Raw genomic sequence first — 22,845 nt, forward strand, 5'->3', positions numbered from 1 at the left:
TGGACCTCAGGTCTTCTTGCGGAACCTGGCGACCGCCAGCGGTGCCGTCACCAGCGTGATGGCCGCGGACCAGGCCAGGGTCATCCACACCGAGTGGGCCACCGCACCGCCGTTGATCAGATGGCGGGAGGCGTCGGCGAGGTTGGAGAGCGGGTTGTACTTCGTGAACGCCTCCAGCCAGCCCGGCATGTTCGTCGTCGGCGCGAAGATGGAGCTGCCGAACTGCAGGGGCATCAGGACGAGCATGGCGACCCCCTGGACGGCCTGTGCCGTCTTCATGGTCAGACCGAGCAGAATGAAGATCCACATCAGCGAGGCGCCGAAGACCATGGCGAGCGCCACCGCCGCGAGCAGGTGCAGCACCGAGGTGCTGACGGTCAGGCCGATCGCGAAGCCCATGACCAGGAGGATCGAGGTCGCGATGAGCATGCGGCCGACTTCGACGACGATCTTCGCGATGAGGACGGAGGACCGGGCTATCGGCATCGTGCGGAAGCGGTCCATCACCCCCTTCTTGAAGTCGTCGTTGATGCCCGTGCCGACCGCCATGGCGATGTTCATGCCCATCATCGCCATCAGGCCTGGCACCAGGTAGTTGACGTAGTCCTGTTCGTTGCCCTTGCCGGCGATCGAGCCGCCGAAGACGTAGGTGAACAGCAGGATGAAGATGATCGGCATCAGGACGGCGTCGAACATCGACTCCGGGTCCTGCTTGATCTGCAGCATGTTGCGGCGCGCGAGCGCGCCGATGTGCCGCAGATTGGCCCGCAGGCCGATCCGGCCGTCGTGGGCGGGCGCCGCCGCGGGCGCGCTGACCGTCGCCGCGCTCATACCGCGACCTCCTCGAGCTTGTCGGTGTGCTGCTCCTCGTCGGCCGTCGCCAGGGACGCCTTCTGGCCCGTGACGGCCAGGAAGACCTCGTCCAGGCTGGGCAGATGGGTGCTGATGCCGGCGATGGCGAAGCCGCGCTCGCCCAGCATGCCCACCACGGCGGTCAGCTGTTCGTCGCTGATGATCGGGACGTTGACCACGCCCTCCGCCTCGTCGGCGGTCGCGCCGGCGATCCCGGCCAGCCCGGCCCGGGCCACGGCGTCGACCATCCGGGGCAGGTCCGAGCGGTCCGCCGGGCGGACCTGCAGGGTGCGCCCGCCGACCTTGGCCTTCAGCTCGTCGACCCGGCCCCCGGCGATCACCCGGCCCCGGTCGATGACGGTCAGCTCGTTCGCCAGCTGCTCGGCCTCTTCCATGTACTGCGTGGTGAGCAGCACGGTGGCGCCCTCGGCGACCATGCGCTGGACCTCGGCCCACACCTCGTTGCGGGTGCGCGGGTCCAGGCCGGTGGTGGGCTCGTCCAGATAGAGCACCGCCGGCTGTCCGATCATGGAGGCGGCGAGGTCGAGCCGGCGGCGCATACCGCCGGAGTAGTTCATGGCGGGGCGCTTGGCGGCCTCCGTCAGCGAGAAGCGCTCCAGCATCTCCTCGGCCCGCCGCCGGGCGTCCTTGCGGGACAGGTCGAGCAGCCGCCCGATCATGTAGAGGTTCTCCAGCCCGGAGAGCTTCTCGTCGACCGATGCGTACTGGCCGGTCAGCCCGATGACCCTGCGCAGCTGCCGGGGCTGGCGCAGCACGTCGTAACCGGCGACCCGGGCGCTGCCGGCGTCCGGGCGGATCAGGGTGGACAGGCATCTCACCAGCGTGGTCTTGCCGGCGCCGTTGGGGCCGAGGACGCCGAGGACGGTGCCCTCGCGTACGTCCAGGTCGACCCCGTCCAAAGCCTTGGTCTCGCCGAAGTGCTTGACCAGGCCCCGTACTTCGACGGCGTTCCCGCCGCTTTCGGGGATGTCGTTTCGCGTCATGCCCTCAACAGTGCCAGCGGGCACTGACAGGGGGCCGACAGCCGCCGACAGATCACCGACAAGCCACCGACAGGATGTGCCCCCGCCCCGCCCTTTCACCGTTTCTTGTCCTCAATCGCCGGACGGGCTGAAATTCAGCCCGTCCGGCGATCGAGCCTCGGGATTAGTGGAAGGAGTGCTCCTCCGCCGGGTACGCGCCGCCCACCACGTCGTCGGCGAAGGACTTCGCCGCGTCGCCGAGGGCCTCGCGCAGCTGCGCGTACTGCTTGACGAAGCGCGGCAGACGGCCGGACGTCATGCCGGCCATGTCGGTCCACACCAGCACCTGCGCGTCGCACTCGACGCCCGCGCCGATGCCGACGGTCGGGATGTGCAGGGTGCGGGTGACCTCGGCGGCCAGCTCCGCCGGGACCAGCTCCAGGACGACCGCGAAGGCGCCCGCGTCCTGGACGGCCTTGGCGTCGCGCAGCAGCTGCGCCGCCGCCTCATCGCCACGGCCCTGCACCGGGTAGCCGCCGTAGGCGTTGACGGACTGCGGGGTGAGGCCGATGTGCGCCATGACCGGGATGCCGGCCTGGACCAGCAGCTCGATCTGGTGGGCCGAGCGCTCGCCGCCCTCCAGCTTGACCGCGCCGACACCCGCCTCCTTCACCAGCCGGGTGGCGTTGCGCAGCGCCTGGACCGCGCCCTCCTGGTACGAGCCGAAGGGCAGGTCGCCGACGACGAGGGCGCGCTTGGTGCCCCGTACGACGGCGGCCGAGAGGAGGGTGATCTCGTCCATGGTGACCGGCACCGTGGACTCGTAGCCGAGGTGACAGTTGCCCATGGAGTCGCCCACCAGCAGGACGGGGATGCCGGCCTCGTCGAAGACGGAGGCGGTCATCGCGTCGTAGGCGGTGAGCATGGGCCACTTCTCGCCGCGCTCCTTGGCGGCGGCTATGTCACGGACGGTGATGCGACGGGAACTCGTACCGCCGTACAGCGCCTTGTTGCTCTTCTGGCCGCTGTCGGGGGTCTTCAAGGCATGCGTCATTGCCGTGGCTCCTGTGTTCTGTCGTCTCGAGGCGCCCTGACGGCGTCCCCGGATCACCTCCCATGCTGACACGCCCGGTCCTGGCGCGGAAGTGCCCCCCGGCCGGTCCGCCGCCGGTCAAGAATTGCCCATACGAGACGGTGCCGTATCGAAATAATTTAGGGTGGTGTCCATGGCAACCTCCGACTCCGCGCCGCCCCGCAAGGTCCCCGAGGCCGTCCACCGCAGACGGTGGGCCGTCCTGGCCGTGCTGCTGTGCAGCCTGCTCGTGGTCGTCCTGGGCAACTCGGTCCTCAACGTGGCGATGAAGACGATCGCCGCCCCCGCCCCCACCGGTCTCGGGGCCACCCAGAGCGAGCTGGCGTGGGCGATCAACGCCTACACGCTCGTCTTCGCCGGCATGCTGTTCACCGCGGGCCTGCTCGGCGACCGGTGGGGCCGCAAGAAGGTCCTGCTCTTCGGCATGACCGTCTTCGGCGTCGGCTCCGCGCTCGCCGCCATGGCCGGCTCGCCCGCCGAGCTGATCGCCTACCGCGCGCTGATGGGCTTCGGCGGGGCCTTCGTGATGCCCTCCACGCTGGCGATCATCATGAACGTCTTCGAGCGGGAGGAGCAGCCCAAGGCCATCGGCATCTGGGCCGGCGCCGTGGGGCTCGCCATCGCCATAGGGCCGATCACCGGCGGCATCCTGCTCAGCCACTTCTGGTGGGGCTCGGTCTTCCTGATCAACCTCCCGATCGTCACCGCCGCCCTGATCGCGATGGCGGTGCTCGTCCCCGAATCCAAGGACCCCCGGCCCGGCCGGCTCGACCCGTTCGGCGTGCTGCTGTCCGTCATCGGGCTCGTCCTGCTGGTCTACGGCATCATCCGGGGCGGCCAGCTGGCCGACTTCACCGTCCCCGAGGTCTACGGCACCGTCGGCGGCGGCCTCCTCGTCCTCGTGCTGTTCGTGCTGCACGAGCGGCGCAGCACCCACCCCGCGATGGACGTCCGCTACTTCCGCAACCCGGCCTTCTCCGCCGCCGTCTCCTCGCTGGCGCTGGTCTTCTTCGGGCTGATGGGCGTGACCTTCTTCATGGTCTTCTACACCCAGAGCGCCCGCGGCTTCACCCCGCTGCAGAGCGGGCTGCTGATGCTGCCGCTGGCCGCCGCCCAGATGATCTTCGCGCCGCGCGCCCGGCTCGTCGTCGAGCGCTTCGGCGCCCGCGCCGTGTGCACCGGCGGCATGGTCGTGATGGCCGCGACCATGGCCGGCTACGCCCTGCTCGACGTGCACACCCCGATCTGGGTCCTGGAGGTGCTCTTCCTCTTCCAGGGCGCCGCGATGGCCCACATCACCCCGCCCGCCACCGTCTCGATCATGCAGTCGCTGCCCCGGGAGAAGGCGGGCTCCGGCTCCGCCGTGAACAACACCTTCCGGCAGATCGGCGGCGCCCTCGGGGTGGCCGTGCTCGGCTCCGTGCTCTCCACCGTCTACCGCGACGGCGTCTCCGGCCGGCTCGAGGCCGTCCCCGGCCTGAGCGAGGAGGCCCGGCACGCCGCCGGCGAGTCCATCGAGGCCACCCGCGCCGTCGCCGGCCGGCTCGGCCCCGCGGGCGCGGACCTCATGGGCCGGGCGCAGGACGCCTTCGTCCACGCCATGCACGTCACCGTCCTCGGCGCCGCCGCCGTCGCCCTGCTCGGGGCGCTCGTCGCCGTACTGTTCCTGCCGGCCAAGAACGCCGCCCGCCCCCCGGCCGGCGCCGGCCGCCCGGGAGCGGAGAAGGAACAGGCGGGAGCGGGACAGTGAACGCCCCCGCAGCCCGCAGCACGCCCACGGCACGGGACGGGCGCCGCGGACGGCCGCGCAGCGCCGCCGTCGACACCACCGTCATCGAGACCGTGCTGCGCCTGCTGGAGGGCGGCGCCACCGTCGCCGAGCTGTCGATGGAGGGCATAGCCCGCCGGGCGGGCGTCGGCAAGGCCACCGTCTACCGGCGCTGGGCGGGCAAGGAAGCGCTGCTGCTCGACGTGCTGCGCTCCCTGGACGACGACGGCCCCCGCCCCACCGGCGGCCCCGTCCGCGACGACCTCGTCGCCCTCCTCGAGTACCTGCGCCGACGCGGCCTGGCCAAGCGCTCCTCCGCCGTGCTGCGCACCGTCGTGGCCCAGGTGCAGGCGCACCCCCGGCTGTGGGCCGAGTACCACGGAACGGTCGTCAGGGCCCGGCGCGAGGCGTTCGAGGCGGTGCTGCGGCGCGGCATGGCCGAGGGGGAGATCCGCGCCGACGTGGACACCGAGCTCCTGACCGATCTGTTCGTCAGCCCGATGCTCTCGCGCGCCCTCTTCCACGAGGGGAAGGAGCTGCCGGACGGGCTGTCCGAGCGGATCGTCGACACCCTGCTGGAGGGCGTACGGCCCCCCGCCGGAGGGCGGTCCGCGGCTCCTGCCCCGAATGTGCCCGTTGTGTCACAGCCCCCGTCGCGCCCCGGTCGACAGGAACCCCCGCCCGCCGGACGCTCGTCCTCCTCCCCGACGCCCCCGCCAGGGGTGTCCGGGTAAGCCCCGCGACACCGTGATCACCTATGGTCGGGTGGCGGGGACGCAGCCAGACGGAGCAGTGAGGACAACCGATGCCGCAGGCACACATGGAGGAGACGGGCCACGAGGGAGCGGGGCCGGAGCGGGCCGGCTCCGGAGCCCGGCGCTTCCTGGGCCTTCGGCAGGACCGGGAGAAGGGCGACTGGAAGCAGCAGTGGACGGGCAGCGGCGTCTGGCGGCGCGGCATGGTCGTCGCCGCGGTCGCCGTGCTGCTGGGCCTGCTGATGCTGGTGCACGCCGACATCCCCAACCGGGTCGGCAACCTCGGCTCCCTCACCGAGACCTTCCTGCCCTGGCTGGGCCTGCTGGTGCCGGTGCTGTTCGCCCTGGCGCTGTGGCGCCGCTCGGCCACCGCCCTGATAGCCCTGCTGCTCCCCTCGGTCGTCTGGGTCAACCTCTTCGGCGGGCTGCTGAGCGACAAGTCCGGCAAGGGCGGCAACTTCACGGTCGCCACCCACAACGTCAACGCCGAGAACCCCAACCCCGCGGCCACCGCCAAGGCCGTCGCCGCCTCGGGCGCGGACGTCGTGGCGCTGGAGGAGCTCAGCGACGCCTCGCGGTACGAGAAGGCGCTGGCGGGCACGTACAAGTACCACTCGGTGCAGGGCACCGTCGGCATCTGGAGCAAGTACCCGCTCGAGCTGGCCCAGCCCGTCGACATCCGCCTGGGCTGGGTGCGCGCGCTGCGCGCCACGGTCAAGACCCCGCAGGGTCCCGTCGCCGTCTACGTCGCGCACCTGCCGTCGGTGCGGGTGAAGTTCAACGCCGGCTTCACCGCCGGGCAGCGCGACAACAGCGCCGAGGCGCTGGGCCGGGCCATCGCCCAGGAGCCGGAGAAGCGGGTCGTCCTCCTCGGCGACCTCAACGGCACCATGAACGACCGCTCGCTCGCCCCCATCACCTCGCAGCTGCGCTCGGCGCAGGGCGCGGCGGGCGACGGCTTCGGCTTCAGCTGGCCGGCGAGCATGCCGATGGCGCGGATCGACCAGATCATGGTGCGCGGCATGGACCCGGTCTCGGCCTGGACGCTGCCCGCGACGCGCAGCGACCACCTGCCGGTGGCGGCCCGGGTCAAGATCTGACCCCAGGGCGGGTGCGCGCGGCACACTGGAGACATGTGCCGCAGCATCAAGACGCTCAGGGCGCCGATGACGCCCGAGGTGGGCGAGGACGACATCCGGGCGGCCGCCCTGCAGTACGTGCGCAAGGTGTCCGGTTTCCATGCGCCGGCCGCGCACAATCAGGCCGTCTTCGACGAGGCCGTGGACGCGGTGGCGGGGGCCACGGCGACGCTGCTGGACGGGCTGGTCGTGCGCGGGCCGAAGTGAAGTGGCCCCTGCCCCGCCCTCTCACCGTTTCTTGTCCTCAATCGCCGGACGGGCTGGCTGTGCCGTGTCCTCAATCGCCGGACGGGCTGCATTTGCAGCCCGTCTGGGGGCACCTCCCAGCGGTAGCTGGGGGAGATTGAGGACCGGGGTCCGGGGCGGAGCCCCGGGTCAGAGGGCCTCGCGCCAGCCGTTCGTGATCGGCAGGCGGCGGTCCTTGCCGAAGCCCTTCGCGGAGATCTTCGTGCCCGGCGGGTACTGCCGGCGCTTGTACTCCGCCAGGTCCACCATCCGCAGGACCCGCGTGACCAGCGCCGCGTCGAAGCCCGCCGCGACGATCGCGTCGCGGCCCTGGTCGCGGTCGACGTACAGCTCCAGGAGCCGGTCGAGCACGTCGTAGTCCGGCAGCGAGTCCGTGTCGACCTGGCCGGGGCGCAGCTCGGCGCTCGGCGGCTTGGTGATGGAGTTCTCCGGGATCGGCGGGGTCTCGCCGCGCTCGGCCGCCGCCTGGTTGCGCCACCTGGCGAGGCGGAAGATGCCGGTCTTGTAGACGTCCTTGATGGGGCCGTACGCGCCCACCGAGTCGCCGTAGAGCGTGGAGTAACCGCAGGCCAGCTCGGACTTGTTGCCCGGCGCGAGCACGATGTGGCCCTCCTGGTTGGAGATCGCCATCAGCATCGTGCCGCGCAGCCGCGACTGCAGGTTCTCCTCCGCGAGGCCGGTCAGCCCCAGCGCCCCCATGTACGCGTCGAACATCGGCGCGATCGGCACGGTCCGGAAGTTGAGGCCGGTGCGCCGGGCGAGGTCCTCGGCATCGCTGATGGAGTGGTCGGAGGAGTAGCGGGAGGGCATGGCCACGCCGTACACGTTCTCCGCGCCGACCGCGTCGCAGGCGACGGCCGCCACGAGCGCCGAGTCGATGCCTCCGGAGAGGCCGATGAGCACACTGCGGAAACCGTTCTTCTCCGCGTACGCGCGCAGGCCCGTCACCAGGGCCTTGTAGACCTCCTCGTCGTCGCCGAGGTGGTCGGCGAGGCCGCCGGTGAACTGCGGCTCGTACGCGGGGAGGGGGTCGGCGGAGATCGTGACGTGCTCGATGCGCAGACCGTCGTCCACGACACCGGAGGGCACCTCGGCCGGGGCCGGCGGCAGGTCGAGGTCGAGCACCACGCAGGTCTCCTCGAACTGCGGGGCGCGGGCGACGACCCGGCCGTCGCGGTCGACGACGATGGAGTCGCCGTCGAAGACCAGCTCGTCCTGGCCGCCGGTCATCGCGAGGTACGCGGTGGTGCAGCCGGCCTCCTGGGCGCGCTTGCGCACCAGCTCCAGGCGGGTGTCGTCCTTCTCCCGCTCGTAGGGGGAGGCGTTGATGGAGAGCAGCAGCCCGGCGCCGGCGGACCGGGCGGCGGGCACGCGGCCGCCGTCCTGCCAGAGGTCCTCGCAGATGGCGAGGGCGACGTCCACGCCGTGGACGCGGATCACGGGCAGCGTCTCGCCGGGCACGAAGTACCGGAACTCGTCGAAGACGCCGTAGTTGGGCAGGTGGTGCTTGGCGAAGGTCAGCACGGCCTCGCCGCGGTGCAGCACGGCGGCGGCGTTGCGCGGGGCGCCGGCGGGCCGGCCCAGCCGGGGGCGGGCCTCCTCGCTGCGGTCGAGGTAGCCGACGATCACCGGCAGCTCCCCGAGTCCTTCGGCGTCGAGGCGGGCCGCGAGCGAGCGCAGCGCGTCCCGGCTGGCCGTCACGAAGGAGGAGCGCAGCGCCAGGTCCTCGACGGGGTAGCCCGTCAGCACCATCTCAGGGAACGCCACCAGATGGGCTCCCTGCTCGGCGGAGTGCCGGGTCCAGCGGACGACCGACTCGGCGTTGCGGGCGAGGTCGCCGACGCGGGAGTCGATCTGGTTCAGGGCGAGACGAAGTTGAGCCACGCCGCCAGTCTAATCGTCTGACTGACGCAATGTGGTGTGAGCGGTGCCACGACGGCTCCCCCGGGACGCGAGGGGGCGGGGCCCGCGGACCCCGCCCCCCCCCGCGTCCCCGTCGGGGCTAGGCGCGGTAGCCCAGGACCGTCATCATCCCGGCCTCCGCGTGGTAGACGTTGTGGCAGTGGAGCATCCACAGGCCCGGGTTGTCGGCGTCGAAGTCGACCTCCAGCCGCTTGCCCGGCAGCACGATGGCGGTGTCCTTGCGGGGCCCGCCGCCGGGCAGGGCGAAGGTGTGGCCGTGCAGGTGCATCGGGTGCCACATGTCGGTGTCGTTGACGAACACCAGCCGGACCCGCTCGCCCGCGCTCACCCCGTAGCGCTGCGCGGGCGTGTACTTCTTGCCATTGACGGCCCAGTCGTACTTCGCCATCGAGCCCGTGAGCCGCAGCGTGATCGTGCGGTCGGGCCGGCGGTCCCCGAGTGCCACGGCGCGGCCGGCCTTCAGCCGGTCGGCGGTCAGCACCGTGCCGTCCAGCTCCCGGGGGCGCGCGTCCGCGCCGGGCGCGGCGCCGGCGCCGGTCCGCAGCACGGCCAGCGCGGTGCGCTTCTTGCCCTCGGCCAGGGCGGTCAGCGGGAAGACGCCGTCCTTCGCCTCCACCAGTACGTCGTACCGCTCGCCCATGCCCAGCAGGAGCGCGTCCGTCTGCTGATGCTCGACGGGGAAACCATCCGTATGGGTGACGGTCATGCGGTGGTCGCCGAGGGCCACGCGGAAGGCGGTGTCGCCGCCCGCGTTGATGAAGCGGATGCGGACGCGGTCGCCGGGCTTCGCGGTGAAGGTCTGCGGGTCCTGCGGTACGCGCCCGTTGACGAGGTAGTGCGGATAGGCGACGTCACCGGCGTCACCGCCGAGGAGGCCGCTCGTGGCGCCCATCAGCATCCGGGGCGGGCCGGAGGGGGCGGGGGAGGGGGAGGCTGCGGTCATGGACATCTTCGACATGTCGTGGCCGCCGCTGCCGTGCTGCATGCCGCCGCCGTGGTCCATGCCGCCGTGGTCCCCGCCGCCGTGGTCCATGCCGCCCATGCCCCGGCTCAGCTCCGCGAGTACCGCGTCCGGCGTGCTGCCGTCGATCCCGTCGACCCAGTCGTCCAGGACGACGACCCACTCCTTGTCGTACTCCAGCGGCTCCTTCGGGTCCTCCACGATCAGCGGTGCGTACAGCCCCCGGTCCTGCTGGGTGCCCGAGTGCGGGTGGAGCCAGTACGTGCCCGGGTGCGGGACGGCGAAGCGGTAGTCGTACGACGCCCCGGGCCTGATGTTCCGCTGGGTCAGATCCGGGACGCCGTCCATGTCGTTGCGCAGCGCCAGCCCGTGCCAGTGGACGGAGGTGGGCTCGGGCAGATGATTGGCGAGGGTGAGGGCGAGCGTGTCGCCGGCGGTCAGCCGGACCTCCCTGCCGGGCAGCGCGTCGCCGTACGCCCAGGTCGGGACCGTACGGCCGCCGCCGAGGTCCAGCGTCGCGGCGGTGGCGGTGAGCCTGACGTTCCGTACGGGGCCCGGGCGCCGCTTCTCCTCGGCGGCGGCGACCTCACTGCCGTCCGGGGAGACGTAGCCGGCGGTGGGCTGCGCCGCGGAGGAGCCGGCGCCGTCCTTCGAGCAGGCGGCCAGCAGGCCGCCGCCGGCGACGGCGATGCCCGCGCCGAGCACGGCGCGGCGGGTGGTGGTGATGGTGCGCATGGCAGAACACCTCGTGGTGTCGGTTCTGTGACGTGGGCGTGAGGGCGGGCGCGCCCGCGCCGCCGGAGGGCGGCGGCGGGCCGCGCCGCCTATACGCGCAGCACCGACAACCGTGCGAGGGCCTTGTGCCGGGGTGGCGGCACCGGCCACAGAGCGCGCGAGAACCACGCCCGCCCCGCCGGCGCGTCCGCACCGGCGGGCCGGCGCAGCGCGGCGAGGGAGAGCAGGAGCGCGACCGTCCAGCCCGCGCCGAGCACGGCGAGGCAGACGGACATGGGATCCATGCCGTCCCCGTGGTCAGAGGCAGAGGCAGAGGCAGAGGCAGAGGCAGAGGCAGAGGCGTGAGCGCCGTCATGGCCGGGCGCGGCGGCGGGGACTCGTGCGGCGGCAAGGGCGGGCGCGACCGCGGAGCCGGCAGCGGCGGCGTCCGGACGCGGCACGGCCGCTCCGCCCGGGGGGTGGCCGCGTGCACTGTCTGCCGCCGCGCCCGGGGCACGCACCGCCGTGCCGTTCGTCGCCAGGCCCGGGGCATGGACCGCCGCGCTGTCCCTCGCCGCGCCCGGGGCATGGACCGGTGCGTCGTTCGTCGCTCCGTCCGGGGCACGGACCGGTGCGCCGTTCGTCGCTCCGTCCAGGGCAGTCATCGCCGACGAAGCCGTCGCGCCGTGCTGCCCCCCACCGTGCTCGCGCGGGTGCCCGAGTGTGTGCATGGTCACGATCCCCAGCAGCAGCGCCGCGAACAGCAGCAGCCGGCCGCACCAGGCGGTGGCCCCCTGTCCTTGCACCGTCTGCCTCCCGAGACCCTCGACCCTCCGCGCACCTTACCCCCACGGGGTATCGCCCCCGCAGGGTGTCCGCGCGAGCGGATGTGCACGAAGCGGTGCCAAGGCCCGATCATTGGGCGAAAACGATTGACGACGCACGGCCCGAAGGACGCTCTCCTCCCATGACCAGCACGGAACAGGTTAGGGACGGACGTCCCACCACCGCGGCCGTCGCCGCCCCCGCCCCCGGGGCCGGCCAGGCGCAGTTCATCTCGTGGGCGACGCTCGCGATGATGACGACCGCCTCGGTGGCGAACCTGCGCCCCTCGCCCTCGATGGCCATCTACGGACTGGCCGCCGTCTTCCTCTACCTCCTGCCCGCCGTCGTCTTCCTGCTGCCGACCGCCCTCGTCTCGGCGGAGCTGGCGTCCGGCTGGCCCGGCGGCGTCTACCGGTGGGTGAGCGAGGGGCTGTCCAAGCCGCTGGGCTTCCTGGCCGTGTGGTGCCAGTTCGCGATGACCATCGCCTACTACCCGAGCCTCCTGGCGTACGTGGCGAGCACCTTCGCGTACGTCATCGACCCCTCGCTCGCCGACAACGGCCTCTACATCGCCATCGTCATCGTCGTCATCTACTGGGCCGGCGTGCTGATCTCCTCGCGCGGCACGAAGGCGGTCGCCGGGCTCTCCAGCATGGGCCTGGTCATCGGCACGCTGATCCCCGGCGTCGTCCTCGTCGCCCTCGGCCTGGTCTTCCTCGCCCAGGGCAACCCCTCCGCCGCGCCCATGGACGGCGGGCACGTGCTGCCGCCGTGGACGGGGCTGGCCAGCCTCGTGCTGATCGTGGGCAACTTCCTGTCGTACGCGGGCATGGAGATGAACGGCGTGCACGTCTCCGCGCTGCGCGAGCCCGGCCGGCAGTACCCCCGCTCGGTCTTCCTGGCCACCGGCCTCGTCCTGCTGATCTTCATCCTGCCCGCGCTGGCCATCAGCTGGGTGATGCCGAGCGAGAACCTCAGCCTCACCGCCGGCGTCATGCAGGCCTTCCAGGGCTTCTTCGACCACTTCCACGTGGGCTGGCTGACCAAGGTCGTCGGCGTCCTGCTCGTCGCGGCGGCCCTGGGCGGCATGCTCACCTGGCTGGCCGGGCCCTCCAAGGGCCTGCTGATGGTCTCCCGGCAGGAGGGCTACCTGCCGCCTGTCCTGCAGAAGCTCAACAAGCGCGGCGTCCCGCAGAACATCATGGTGGCGCAGGGCGTGCTCACCACGATCATCGCGCTGCTCTACGCCTTCATCCCCGACGTCTCCAGCGCCTACTGGATCTTCTCGGTCGTCACCACGCAGATCTACCTCGTCGTCTACCTGCTGATGTTCGCCGCCGTCATCCGGCTGCGCGCCACCCGCCCCGACCAGCCGCGCGGCTTCCGCGTCCCCGCCGTGCACCTGGTCGCCGGCATCGGCTTCGCGGCCTCCATCGGCGCCATGTGCATCGGCTTCGTACCGCCCGAGCAGTTCGGCGGCGGCCCCGTCTGGCGCTACGTCCTCATGGTCGGCGGCGGCCTGCTGACCCTCGGCTTCCTCGCGCCGCTGGCGTTCCTGAAGTTCCGCAAGCCGCACTGGGTGGCGGCCGAACACCGGCAGGAGGGCACCGTCGAGTAGCTTGTCCGTGCCCTCCGGGAGAGGGCGGGACCAAAAGGGGGAGCACCGCATGGGCGGTACGGAACGGCCACCGGGGCGGATGCTGCGGGTGGGCGGGGTCACGCTGCACGTCCTGCGCGAGGGCTCCGGCCCCGTGTGCGTGCTCAGCGCCGGGCTCGGCATGGGGTGGTTCGACTGGGACCAGGTCGTCCCCCTGCTCACCCCCCACCGCACGGTGGTCCGCTTCGACCGCCCCGGGCTGGGGTTCAGCGCCCCGCCCGTCGAGGTGCCCACCGCCGCCGGGGAGGCCGCCCGCATAGCGGGCGTCCTCGACGCGCTGGACCTGCCCGCCCCGGCCACGGTCGTCGGCCACTCCCTCGCCGGGTTCCACGCCGAGGCGTTCGCCCGGCTGTACCCGGAGCGCACGGCGGGAATCGTCCTGGTCGACGGCAGCGTGGAGGAGGACGCCCGCCCGGTCCCCGCCCCCGAACTGCGCACCGCCGCCGCCCACGTGCGGGGCATGGCCCTCGCCGCCACCGGGCTGCCCCGCGCCCTGGGCCCGGCCCTGCGCCGGTTCTCCGTCCGCTCCGCCTCCGTCAAGCGCCACGACCCCGCCCCCGCGGACCTGGTCCGCCGCACCTACGGCACCGGGCGCGTGGCGCGCGCCCTCCTCATGGAGAACACCCGCTACCGCGACGTGGCCGCCGAGCTCGAGGACCTGCGCACCCACCACGGCCTGCCGCCCGCCCCGGTCACCGTCCTCGCCGCCTCGCCGGGCACCGGCTCCTGGCTCGAGCGGCGCTGGCTGGAGCGCCAGCGCGCCCTCGCCGACCGCCTCGACGGCCGCTTCGAGGCCGTCGCCCCCGCGGGCCACCTGCTGATGTACGACCGGCCGCAGGCCATCGCCGCGGCGGTCCTCGCCACGCCCTTCCTGCGCCCCTGACCCCGACGGCCGTGCGCCACCACCCGGTCGGCGGCCGCCGGTGGGTGCCCGGCGTGCGGGTGCGCCAGGGTGGGAGCAGCGGAAAAGGGGAGGGTCGTTTCGCAGGCGAGGAGCACCCAGGTGAGCACGACGCAGCACGAGTACACCCCGTTCGGCGGCGAGATCGAGCAGGGCGCGAAGTACGCCATCCAGTGGCGGACCGACCCCCGTTACGTCCTGTGCGGCCACGCCACCGAGGGCTTCGTCGACGTCCGGGACCGCGACACGGTCTCCGAGCACCACTACGCATGGCACATCGACACCGCGACCGGCGTCGTCACCCTCGCCGCCGACGCCGAGGAGTACGTGCCGCGCGTGCTCACCCTGCTGCTCGGCCCCGCCGGCCACAGCCCCGTCCTGCGGCGCCTCGCCACCCCCGTCGAGCGTGCCCAGTGCTGGAACTGGACCGGCCGCGCCCTGATGAGCCACCGTCACTCCACCGCCGACAAGCTCGCCGTGCACGTGGGCCGCAGGTCCGGCGACGGCAGCTACGGCCTGGCGATGGTGCTGCCCAAGGGCGGCGCCCCCGACCACGAGTGGCAGCTGCTCAAGGCCCCCGCGTAGCAGCCCCCTCCGTTCCCTTTGTCCCTGTCTCCCTCACTTACCCCCCAAACCTGCCGCGCGGGAAAACCGGGGGCGCTTGCGTGCACTCCTCAAGCGTTGTCGTGTGCAGGGCGGATTCGATGCGTCGCGCCGATTCCGTGCGCCCCGCAGTGGGGATTGCCTACGAAGGGTCGATGCGGGTCTTGTTGGAAATCGGTCCACATGGGTCTTAGCCGACCAACCGCTTGGAGGGGGCATGTCGTACGTAGTTCTGTCCGCGTCCGCGTTCACCGCAGGAGCGGCGCCGTCACCACTTCCCGTGCTCGGCCACGGCTGGCAGCTGCTACGACAGCCGCTGGGGTTCCTGGAGTCCCTGCGCCGCCACGGCGACCTGGTGCAGATCAAGCTCGGACACCAGCCCGCCTACGTCGTCTGCCACCCCGAGCTCGCCTGGCAGGTGCTGCGCGACGACCGCACCTTCGACAAGGGCGGCCCGCTCTTCGACCGCCTGCGGGACATCCTGGGCAACGGCGTGGCCACGTGCCCGCACCAGGACCACCGCCGTCAGCGCCGGCTCATCCAGCCCGCCTTCCACCGCACCCGGCTGGCGGGCTACGGCGAGGCCATGGAGGGGGAACTCGCCACGCTCCTCGGGGGCTGGCGGGAAGGGCAGGTGCTCGACACCTTCCCCCTGATGTACCGGTTCGCCCTGCGCTCGGTGCTGCGCGCCCTGTTCTCCGCGCACATCGACAGCGGCACGGCCGACGGGATACAGCGGTCCTTCGAGACCGTCCTCGGCGGGGTGATGCAGCGCGTGTTCGTCCCCGAACCGCTGCTGCGCCTGCCCACGCTCGGCAACCGCCGCTACGAGCGCTGCCGGCGGCACCTCTTCGCCAGCGTGGACCGCATCATCGGCGACTACCGGGCCGAGGAACGGCTCGGCCGCCAGGACTCCGGCGACCTGCTGTCGGTGCTCCTGGCCGGCGGCCGGGACGGCACCGCCGACGGCGGGCCGGCCCCGGACGACCTGGAGATCCGCGACCAGGTCATCTCCATGATGATGGCCGGGTCCGAGTCCATCGGCGCCACGCTGTCCTGGGCCCTGCACCAGCTGACCCGGAACCCGGGGGAGGAGCGGCGGCTCCACGACGAGGTGGACGCCGTCCTCGGCGGCCGCCCCGCCCGCTGGGACGACCTGCCCGCGCTGCCCTTCACCGGCCGCGTGCTCACCGAGGCGATGCGGCTGCACCCGCCCGGCTGGCTCTTCACCCGGATCACCCGCAAGGAGGTGGAGCTGGCCGGACGCCGCCTCGCCCCCGGCACCACCGTGGTCATCACCCCCGCCGGCCTGCACCGGGACCCGGGCCTGTACGAAAGGCCCGCGGCCTTCGACCCCGACCGGTGGCTGCCCGAGCGCGCCGCCGCGCTGCCCCGCGGGGCCTTCCTGTCCTGGGGCGGGGGCCCGCGCAAGTGCATCGGCGACCACTTCGCCATGGCCGAGGCCACCCTCGCCCTGGCCACCGTCGTCTCCCGGTGGCGGCTGCGGCCCGCCCCCGGCTGCGACGCCCGCCCCGCCCGGCTGTCCACCGTCCTGCACCCCAGGAGGCTCCTGCTGGAGCTCACCGCACGCCCCGCGCCCGGCGCCCGCTGACCGCCGGGGGGCGCTCGCCGCCGCCCTGCCCCGGGCCCCGGGGCAGGGCGAGGTCGACCAAGATCGGGGCGGTGCCCCACAATGGGGTACACGGGTCACGGGCCCGGCAGGCAGTATGGGCAGTGGAGCGACACCCGCACGTCGCGAGACGTTCGGACGCGCGTAGGCAACGCCGCCGAAATCGTGTGGTGGGATGCTCATGTGCCCCCGATGTGGCCCGCTGCTTGGGAGCGGACGGCCTGACCAGCGAGGATGACAGTTATGGATAAGCAGCAGGAATTCGTGCTCCGCACCCTCGAAGAGCGCGACATCCGTTTCGTGCGGCTGTGGTTCACCGACGTGCTCGGCTATCTGAAGTCGGTGGCCGTCGCGCCCGCCGAGCTCGAGCAGGCCTTCGACGAGGGCATCGGCTTCGACGGCTCGGCGATCGAGGGCTTCGCGCGGGTCTACGAATCCGACATGATCGCCAAGCCCGACCCGGGCACCTTCCAGATCCTGCCCTGGCGCGCGGAGGCCCCCGGCACCGCCCGGATGTTCTGCGACATCCTCATGCCCGACGGCTCGCCCTCCTACGCCGACCCGCGCTACGTCCTCAAGCGCATCCTGGCCAAGACCTCCGACCTCGGCTTCACCTTCTACACCCACCCCGAGATCGAGTTCTTCCTCCTCAAGGACAAGCCCGTCGACGGCACCCGCCCGGTGCCCGCCGACTCCTCCGGCTACTTCGACCACACCCCGCAGAACGTGGGCATGGACTTCCGCCGCCAGGCCATCACCATGCTCGAATCCATGGGCATCTCGGTCGAGTTCAGCCACCACGAGGGCGCCCCCGGCCAGCAGGAGATCGACCTGCGCTACGCCGACGCGCTCTCCACCGCCGACAACATCATGACCTTCCGCCTCGTGATGAAGCAGGTCGCCCTCGAGCAGGGCGTCCAGGCCACCTTCATGCCCAAGCCGTTCTCTGAGTACCCCGGCTCCGGCATGCACACCCACCTCTCCCTCTTCGAGGGCGACCGCAACGCCTTCCACGAGTCGGGCGCCGAGTACCAGCTCTCCAAGGTCGGCAAGTCCTTCATCGCCGGCCTGCTGAAGCACGCGGGCGAGATCTCCGCCGTCACCAACCAGTGGGTCAACTCCTACAAGCGCATCTGGGGCGGCTCCCAGCGCACCGCCGGCGCCGGTGGCGAGGCCCCCTCCTACATCTGCTGGGGCCACAACAACCGCTCCGCGCTGATCCGCGTGCCCATGTACAAGCCCGGCAAGACCGGCTCCACCCGCGTCGAGGTCCGCTCCATCGACTCCGGCGCCAACCCCTACCTCACCTACGCGGTGCTGCTCGCCGCGGGCCTGAAGGGCATCGAGGAGGGCTACGAACTCCCCGCCGGCGCCGACGACGACGTCTGGGCGCTCTCCGACGCCGAGCGCCGCGCCATGGGCATCGAGCCGCTGCCGCAGAACCTCGGCGAGGCCATCGAGCTGATGGAGCGCAGCGAGCTGGTCGCCGAGACCCTCGGCGAGCACGTCTTCGACTTCTTCCTGCGCAACAAGAAGCAGGAATGGGAGGAGTACCGCTCGGAGGTCACCGCGTTCGAACTGCGCAAGATGCTGCCGGTGCTCTGACCCGTATCCGACCAGTGGTCCGGCCCCGCCCCGAGGAGAGCCCGATGACCGTGCCCGAGGGGCGCCGCAGCAGTACGTACACGCGTCTGCTGCGGTACGGCTTCACCGACCCGGCCGCCGCCGAACGGCACCTGGACGACCCGGTGCTGGCGGCCGTCCGGTCCGACCCGGTGCTCCTCGACGCGCTCGGCGCCACCGCCGACCCCGACCTCGCGCTGCGCGGGCTCGTACGGCTGGTGGAGGCGCAGGGCGCGGGCGGCGACGGGGAGCGCCGGGCGCTGCTCGACACCCTGATCACCGCCAAGCCGCTGCGCGACCGGCTGCTGGGCGTGCTCGGCGCCTCCGAGGCGCTCGGCGACCACCTCGCCCGCCACCCCGCCGACTGGCACGCCCTGGACAGCTTCGACTCCGCCGATCTCCACCCCACGACCCCGGAGTTCGAACGCGCCCTCGCCGAGGGCTCCCGGGCCGGGCGGGATGCCGGGCTCACGCCCCCCGACGCGCTGCGCGCCGCCTACCGCCGCTGCCTGCTGGCCATAGCGGCCCGTGACATCAGCGGCACCATCGACGTCGCCCAGACCGCCGCCGAGCTCGCGGACCTGGCCACCGCCACGCTCCGGGCCGCACTGGAGATCGCCGCCCAGGAGCGGCCGGCGGACGCCGCCGCCTGCCGCCTCGCCGTCATCGGCATGGGCAAGTGCGGCGGCCAGGAGCTCAATTACGTCTCCGACGTGGACGTGATCTTCGTGGGCGAGGCCCGGGACGGCACCCCCGAGGGCCCCGCCCTGCAGGCCGCCACCCGGCTCGCGTCCCGGATGATGCGCGTCTGCTCCGACGTCACCCCCGAGGGCACCATCTGGCCCGTCGACGCCAACCTCCGCCCCGAGGGCCGCAACGGCCCCCTGGTGCGCACCCTGACCAGCCACCTGGCCTACTACCAGCGCTGGGCCAAGACCTGGGAGTTCCAGGCCCTCCTCAAGGCCCGGCCCGTCGCCGGCGACCTCGCCCTCGGGCAGAGCTATGTGGAGGCCCTCTCCCCGCTGGTCTGGCAGGCGGCCGAGCGCGAGAACTTCGTCGCCGACGTCCAGCAGATGCGCCGCCGCGTCATCGCCTCCATCCCCGCCACCCAGGTCGACCGCGAGCTCAAGCTCGGCCCCGGCGGCCTGCGCGACGTCGAGTTCGCCGTGCAGCTCCTGCAGTTGGTGCACGGCCGCAGCGACGCCACCCTGCGCGTCGGCGGCACCCTCGACGCGCTGGCCGCCCTCGCCGCGGGCGGCTACGTCGGCCGCGCGGACGCCAAGGCCCTCGACGCCTCCTACCGCTTCCTGCGCGCCATGGAGCACCACATCCAGCTGCACCGGCTGCGCCGCACCCACCTCGTGCCCGACAACGAGACCGACCTGCGCCGCCTGGGCCGCTCGCTGGCCCGCACCTACCAGTGGCCCGGCGGCAAGGAGCCCGTCGCCGAGCTCGGCCGGCAGTGGAAGCTGCACGCCCGCGAGGTGCGACGGCTGCACGAGAAGCTCTTCTACCGCCCCCTGCTGGACGCCGTCGCCCAGCTGGAGCCCGGCGAGATCCGGCTCAGCCCCAAGGCCGCCGGCCAGCGCCTGAAGGCCCTCGGCTATGCCGACCCCGCCGCCGCCCTGCGCCACCTGGAGGCCCTCGCCTCCGGAGTCACCCGCAAGGCCGCCATCCAGCGCACCCTGCTGCCCGTCCTGCTCGGCTGGTTCGCCGACTCCGCCGACCCCGACGCCGGCCTGCTCAACTTCCACAAGGTCTCCGACGCCCTCGGCAGAACCCCCTGGTACCTACGGCTGCTGCGCGACGAGGGCGCCGCCGCCGAGAACCTCGCCCGGGTGCTGTCCGCCGGCCGCCTGGCCCCCGACCTGCTGCTGCGCGCCCCCGAGGCCGTCGCCCTCCTCGGCGACCCCGGCGGCCTGCGCCCCCGCGGCCGCGAAGCCCTCGAACAGGAGGTCCTGGCCGCGGTGAACCGCGCCGAGGACGCCGAGGCCGCCATCGTCGCCGTGCGCGGCGTGCGCCGCCGCGAGCTGTTCCGCACGGCCGCAGCCGACATCATCGGCGCCTACGGACACGCCCGCGACGGCGCCCACGCCAACGGCGAGCACGGCACCGGCTCCCGAGGCCACGCCGAGACCGCCGGCAGCGACCCGGGCGAGCGCACCCGCACCGTCGGCGACGCCGTCTCCGACCTCAACGCCGCCGCTCTCGCCGGCGCCCTGCGCGCGGCCGTGCGCGCCGAGTGGGGCGACACCCTGCCCACCCGCTTCGCGGTCATCGGCATGGGCCGCTTCGGCGGCCACGAACAGGGCTACGGCTCCGACGCGGACGTCCTGTTCGTCCACGAGCCGCGCGAGGGAGTCTCCGACGAGGACGCCGCCAAGGCCGCGTTCGCCGTCGCCGGCGAGATGCGCCGGCTGCTGCAGCTGCCCACCACCGACCCGCCGCTGCTCGTCGACGCCGACCTGCGCCCCGAGGGCAAGTCCGGGCCCATCGTGCGCAGCCTCGCCTCCTACGCCGCCTACTACCGGCGCTGGTCCCTGGTGTGGGAGAGCCAGGCCCTGCTGCGCGCCGAGCCCGTCGCGGGCGACCCCGACCTGGGCCGGCGGTTCATCGACCTGGTCGACCCGCTGCGCTACCCCGCCGAGGGCCTGGGCGAGGACGCCGTGCGCGAGATCCGCCGCCTCAAGGCCCGCATGGAGTCCGAGCGGCTGCCGCGCGGCGCGGACCCCACCACCCACACCAAGCTGGGCCGCGGCGGCCTGTCGGACGTGGAGTGGACCGTCCAGCTGCTGCAGATGCGCCACGGCTGGGTCGAACCGGGACTGCGCACCACCCGCACCCGCGACGCGCTCGCCGCGGCCTGCGCCGCGGAGCTGATCTCCACCGAGGACGCCCGCATCCTGGACGAGGCGTGGGTCCTGGCGACCAGCGTGCGCAACGCCGTGATGCTGGTCCGCGGCCGTGCCGGGGACACCTTCCCGGGCGACGCCCGCGAGCTGGCCGCCGTCGGCCGCTACCTCGGCTACGAACCGGGCCATGTCGGGGACATGCTGGACGACTACCGCCGCACCACGCGGCGGGCCCGGGCCGTGGTCGAGGAGCTGTTCTACGGCGCCTGACCGCTGTCCACGGCTCCCGGGCGACGGGAGCCGTCTCCAGCATCCCGCCGGACGTCCCGGACCGCCACATGGCGGGCCAGCCGGTACGGGAACGCCCCGAACCAGAGGAAGGACAGGACGAAGCCGAAGCCCAGGCAGAGCACGCCGCCCACCGCGTCCAGCCAGAAGTGGTTGGCGGTCGACACGATCACGACCAGCGTCACCACCGGGTACAGCGCCCCCGCCACCTTCGCCCACACCGGCCGCGCCAGCATGGCGATCGTCAGACCGCACCACGTCGACCAGCCGATGTGCATCGACGGCATCGCCGCGTACTGGTTCGAGACATTGGCCAGATTGCCCGAGGCCATCGAGCCCCAGGTGTGGTGCACCACCACGGTGTCGACGAAGCCGAGGTCCTCCATCAGCCGTGGTGGGGCCAGCGGATACAGGTAGTAGCCGAGCAACGCCACGGCGGTGGTGGCGAACAGCGCCAGCCGGGCCGCCGCGTAGCGGCCCGGATGCCAGCGGTAGAGCCAGACGAGCACACCGATCGTCAATACGAAATGCAGCGTGGCGTAGTAGTAGTTCATGCCCACGACCAGCCACGTCACGGAATTGACGGCTTGGTTGACGGTGTGCTCGACGGCGATGTGCAAGGTGCGCTCGGCCTGCCAGACCCAGTCGGCGTTGCGCAGCGCGGCCGCTCTCTGCTCGGGCACGGCGTTACGGACGAGGGAATACGTCCAGTAACTGATCGCGATCAGCAGCACCTCGAACCACAGGCGAGGACGCCGTGGGACGCGGCGCGGACTGCGCGCGGAACGACGGTCCGCCGACGGCGCTGCCGCACGCTCCTCGGTGGGTGGCGGAGCGGCCGAACGGCCTTCCAGGGTCCTTACTGTCGCTTCACCCATAGGGAAAGAGTCTGCCAGAAAGCGCCCGACGGCAGATCATCCCAAGGTCTGGTCCTCACCGCTTTCGGCCGTCTTCCCCTCCACCCTGGGGAGCACCCGTACGAGCCCGCGTACGCTCCGCGGGAGCGGACGCCGTCGAGCCGCGGACGACGAGTTCGGGCAGGAAGACGAACTCGCTGTGCGGCGCCGGAGTGCCGCCGATCTCCTCCAGCAGCGCGCCCACCGCGGCCTGCCCCATCGACTGCACGGGCTGCCGGATCGTCGTCAGCGGCGGATCGGTGAAGGCGATGAGCGGCGAGTCGTCGAAGCCCACCACCGAGATGTCGCGGGGCACTTCGAGGCCGTTCTGACGCGCCGCCCGGATCACCCCGAGCGCCATCATGTCGCTCGCGCACACCACCGCCGTGCACCCCCGTTCGATGAGGGCGCCGGCCGCCGCCTGACCACCCTCAAGGGTGAACAGCGAGTGCTGTATCAGTGCCTCGGCCTCCGGGGCCTCCACCCCGAGCCGCTCCTTCATGGCGAGCAGGAAGCCCTCGATCTTCCGCTGCACCGGAACGTACCGCTTGGGCCCCAGGGCCAGGCCGATGCGCCGGTGGCCCAGTGCGGCCAAATGGGTGACGGCCAGCCCCATCGCGGCCCGGTCGTCGGGCGAGACGAAGGGCGCCCGCACCTTCGGCGAGAAGCCGTTGATCAGCACGAACGGCACGCCCTGGGCGCGCAGCCGCTCGTAGCGCTGCATGTCCGCCGAGGTGTCGGCGTGCAGCCCGGAGACGTAGAGGATGCCGGCGACGCCGCGGTCGACGAGCATCTCCGTCAGCTCGTCCTCGGTGGAGCCGCCCGGCGTCTGCGTGGCCAGGACGGGCGTGTAGCCCTGGCGCGTGAGCGCCTGCCCGATCACCTGGGCGAAGGCCGGAAATATGGGGTTGTCCAGCTCGGGGGTGATCAGCCCGACCAGGCCCGCGCTGCGCTGCCGCAGCCGGACCGGTCGTTCGTAGCCGAGGACGTCGAGCGCGGCCAGCACGGACTGGCGGGTGGAGGCGGCGACCCCCGGCTTTCCGTTGAGGACGCGGCTGACGGTTGCTTCGCTGACACCCGCCTGAGCTGCGATATCGGCAAGCCGGGCGGTCACAGGAGGTGACTGTACCGGTCGC

At 72.6% G+C, this 22,845-nt stretch carries 18 protein-coding genes; 10 read left to right on the forward strand and 8 right to left on the reverse strand.

Features of this window, described 5'->3' with window-relative positions:
- Positions 1-6: 6 nt before the first annotated feature.
- The 3 genes from AB0G59_RS14125 to panB form a co-directional block, all read right to left on the reverse strand.
- Complete coding sequence (locus AB0G59_RS14125) at positions 7-831, reverse strand: ABC transporter permease (protein ID WP_360911314.1); 825 nt, start codon at positions 829-831, stop codon at positions 7-9.
- On the reverse strand, positions 828-1,856 hold the full coding sequence (locus AB0G59_RS14130) for an ATP-binding cassette domain-containing protein (protein WP_360911316.1): 1,029 nt from the start codon (positions 1,854-1,856) through the stop codon (positions 828-830). Before AB0G59_RS14130 ends, AB0G59_RS14125 begins: the two co-directional genes overlap by 4 nt.
- Positions 1,857-2,019: 163 nt before the next feature.
- The gene (gene panB, locus AB0G59_RS14135) at positions 2,020-2,889 is read right to left on the reverse strand and encodes a 3-methyl-2-oxobutanoate hydroxymethyltransferase (RefSeq protein WP_360911318.1); all 870 of its coding nucleotides are present in this window, start codon (positions 2,887-2,889) and stop codon (positions 2,020-2,022) included.
- Between the two features lie 172 nt (positions 2,890-3,061).
- Here panB and AB0G59_RS14140 point away from each other — a divergent pair, with 172 nt between their 5' ends.
- The 4 genes from AB0G59_RS14140 to AB0G59_RS14155 all read left to right on the forward strand — a co-directional run bounded on the left by AB0G59_RS14140 (position 3,062) and on the right by AB0G59_RS14155 (position 6,797).
- Complete coding sequence (locus AB0G59_RS14140; protein ID WP_360911320.1) at positions 3,062-4,678, forward strand: MFS transporter; 1,617 nt, start codon at positions 3,062-3,064, stop codon at positions 4,676-4,678.
- Positions 4,675-5,430, forward strand: coding sequence for a TetR/AcrR family transcriptional regulator C-terminal ligand-binding domain-containing protein (locus AB0G59_RS14145; protein ID WP_360911322.1), 756 nt, complete (start codon positions 4,675-4,677; stop codon positions 5,428-5,430). The genes AB0G59_RS14140 and AB0G59_RS14145 overlap by 4 nt, the downstream gene beginning before the upstream one ends.
- A gap of 71 nt (positions 5,431-5,501) precedes the next feature.
- Positions 5,502-6,551 (forward strand): endonuclease/exonuclease/phosphatase family protein, encoded by a 1,050-nt coding sequence (locus tag AB0G59_RS14150; protein WP_360911324.1) that lies wholly within the window; start codon positions 5,502-5,504, stop codon positions 6,549-6,551.
- 33 nt (positions 6,552-6,584) lie between these two features.
- The gene (locus tag AB0G59_RS14155) at positions 6,585-6,797 is read left to right on the forward strand and encodes a DUF2277 domain-containing protein (protein ID WP_360911326.1); all 213 of its coding nucleotides are present in this window, start codon (positions 6,585-6,587) and stop codon (positions 6,795-6,797) included.
- Positions 6,798-6,965: 168 nt separating this feature from the next.
- Here AB0G59_RS14155 and AB0G59_RS14160 read toward each other — a convergent pair whose 3' ends face one another.
- The 3 genes from AB0G59_RS14160 to AB0G59_RS14170 all read right to left on the reverse strand — a co-directional run bounded on the left by AB0G59_RS14160 (position 6,966) and on the right by AB0G59_RS14170 (position 10,739).
- Positions 6,966-8,720, reverse strand: coding sequence for an NAD+ synthase (locus AB0G59_RS14160; RefSeq protein ID WP_360911328.1), 1,755 nt, complete (start codon positions 8,718-8,720; stop codon positions 6,966-6,968).
- Between the two features lie 118 nt (positions 8,721-8,838).
- Positions 8,839-10,455 (reverse strand): multicopper oxidase family protein, encoded by a 1,617-nt coding sequence (locus AB0G59_RS14165; RefSeq protein ID WP_360911329.1) that lies wholly within the window; start codon positions 10,453-10,455, stop codon positions 8,839-8,841.
- Positions 10,456-10,544: 89 nt separating this feature from the next.
- Positions 10,545-10,739 (reverse strand): hypothetical protein, encoded by a 195-nt coding sequence (locus AB0G59_RS14170; RefSeq protein WP_360911331.1) that lies wholly within the window; start codon positions 10,737-10,739, stop codon positions 10,545-10,547.
- 662 nt (positions 10,740-11,401) lie between these two features.
- Here AB0G59_RS14170 and AB0G59_RS14175 point away from each other — a divergent pair.
- The 6 genes from AB0G59_RS14175 (at position 11,402) to AB0G59_RS14200 (ending at position 20,795) form a co-directional block, all read left to right on the forward strand.
- The gene (locus AB0G59_RS14175) at positions 11,402-12,877 is read left to right on the forward strand and encodes an APC family permease (protein WP_360911333.1); all 1,476 of its coding nucleotides are present in this window, start codon (positions 11,402-11,404) and stop codon (positions 12,875-12,877) included.
- Positions 12,878-12,926: 49 nt separating this feature from the next.
- Positions 12,927-13,799: an alpha/beta hydrolase gene (locus AB0G59_RS14180; RefSeq protein WP_360911334.1), complete on the forward strand. Its 873-nt coding sequence runs from the start codon at positions 12,927-12,929 to the stop codon at positions 13,797-13,799.
- 120 nt (positions 13,800-13,919) lie between these two features.
- Positions 13,920-14,402 carry a hypothetical protein gene (locus AB0G59_RS14185; protein ID WP_360911336.1) on the forward strand — a complete coding sequence of 161 codons (483 nt, stop codon included), beginning with the start codon at positions 13,920-13,922 and terminating at the stop codon, positions 14,400-14,402.
- A 235-nt stretch (positions 14,403-14,637) separates the two neighbouring features.
- Positions 14,638-16,032 carry a cytochrome P450 gene (locus AB0G59_RS14190; RefSeq protein WP_360911338.1) on the forward strand — a complete coding sequence of 465 codons (1,395 nt, stop codon included), beginning with the start codon at positions 14,638-14,640 and terminating at the stop codon, positions 16,030-16,032.
- A 261-nt stretch (positions 16,033-16,293) separates the two neighbouring features.
- A complete protein-coding gene (glnA, locus tag AB0G59_RS14195) occupies positions 16,294-17,655 on the forward strand; it encodes a type I glutamate--ammonia ligase (RefSeq protein WP_190111817.1) in 1,362 nt (453 codons plus the stop codon).
- Positions 17,656-17,699: 44 nt separating this feature from the next.
- Positions 17,700-20,795: a bifunctional [glutamine synthetase] adenylyltransferase/[glutamine synthetase]-adenylyl-L-tyrosine phosphorylase gene (locus tag AB0G59_RS14200; protein ID WP_360911340.1), complete on the forward strand. Its 3,096-nt coding sequence runs from the start codon at positions 17,700-17,702 to the stop codon at positions 20,793-20,795.
- On the opposite strand, the gene AB0G59_RS14205 is transcribed toward AB0G59_RS14200, so the two are convergent.
- On the reverse strand, positions 20,783-21,691 hold the full coding sequence (locus AB0G59_RS14205) for a phosphatase PAP2 family protein (RefSeq protein ID WP_360911342.1): 909 nt from the start codon (positions 21,689-21,691) through the stop codon (positions 20,783-20,785). The two genes, AB0G59_RS14200 and AB0G59_RS14205, sit on opposite strands and share 13 nt — an antisense overlap.
- Positions 21,692-21,746: 55 nt before the next feature.
- The gene (locus AB0G59_RS14210; protein WP_360911344.1) at positions 21,747-22,823 is read right to left on the reverse strand and encodes a LacI family DNA-binding transcriptional regulator; all 1,077 of its coding nucleotides are present in this window, start codon (positions 22,821-22,823) and stop codon (positions 21,747-21,749) included.
- Positions 22,824-22,845: the final 22 nt, after the last annotated feature.

The sequence above is a fragment of the Streptomyces sp. NPDC021096 genome (assembly GCF_040641275.1).
GTDB lineage: Bacteria > Actinomycetota > Actinomycetes > Streptomycetales > Streptomycetaceae > Streptomyces.

Excerpts from the sequence above, each read along its gene's own strand:
- AB0G59_RS14175 (WP_360911333.1), top strand. The coding sequence starts at position 11,402 with ATGACCAGCACGGAACAGGTTAGGGACGGACGTCCCACCACCGCGGCC.
- glnA (WP_190111817.1), top strand. The coding sequence starts at position 16,294 with ATGGATAAGCAGCAGGAATTCGTGCTCCGCACCCTCGAAGAGCGCGAC.
- AB0G59_RS14140 (WP_360911320.1), top strand. The coding sequence starts at position 3,062 with ATGGCAACCTCCGACTCCGCGCCGCCCCGCAAGGTCCCCGAGGCCGTC.
- AB0G59_RS14170 (WP_360911331.1), bottom strand. The coding sequence starts at position 10,739 with ATGGATCCCATGTCCGTCTGCCTCGCCGTGCTCGGCGCGGGCTGGACG.
- AB0G59_RS14200 (WP_360911340.1), top strand. The coding sequence starts at position 17,700 with ATGACCGTGCCCGAGGGGCGCCGCAGCAGTACGTACACGCGTCTGCTG.
- AB0G59_RS14190 (WP_360911338.1), top strand. The coding sequence starts at position 14,638 with ATGTCGTACGTAGTTCTGTCCGCGTCCGCGTTCACCGCAGGAGCGGCG.
- AB0G59_RS14155 (WP_360911326.1), top strand. The coding sequence starts at position 6,585 with ATGTGCCGCAGCATCAAGACGCTCAGGGCGCCGATGACGCCCGAGGTG.
- AB0G59_RS14180 (WP_360911334.1), top strand. The coding sequence starts at position 12,927 with ATGGGCGGTACGGAACGGCCACCGGGGCGGATGCTGCGGGTGGGCGGG.
- panB (WP_360911318.1), bottom strand. The coding sequence starts at position 2,889 with ATGACGCATGCCTTGAAGACCCCCGACAGCGGCCAGAAGAGCAACAAG.
- AB0G59_RS14205 (WP_360911342.1), bottom strand. The coding sequence starts at position 21,691 with ATGGGTGAAGCGACAGTAAGGACCCTGGAAGGCCGTTCGGCCGCTCCG.
- AB0G59_RS14125 (WP_360911314.1), bottom strand. The coding sequence starts at position 831 with ATGAGCGCGGCGACGGTCAGCGCGCCCGCGGCGGCGCCCGCCCACGAC.
- AB0G59_RS14130 (WP_360911316.1), bottom strand. The coding sequence starts at position 1,856 with ATGACGCGAAACGACATCCCCGAAAGCGGCGGGAACGCCGTCGAAGTA.
- AB0G59_RS14150 (WP_360911324.1), top strand. The coding sequence starts at position 5,502 with ATGCCGCAGGCACACATGGAGGAGACGGGCCACGAGGGAGCGGGGCCG.
- AB0G59_RS14165 (WP_360911329.1), bottom strand. The coding sequence starts at position 10,455 with ATGCGCACCATCACCACCACCCGCCGCGCCGTGCTCGGCGCGGGCATC.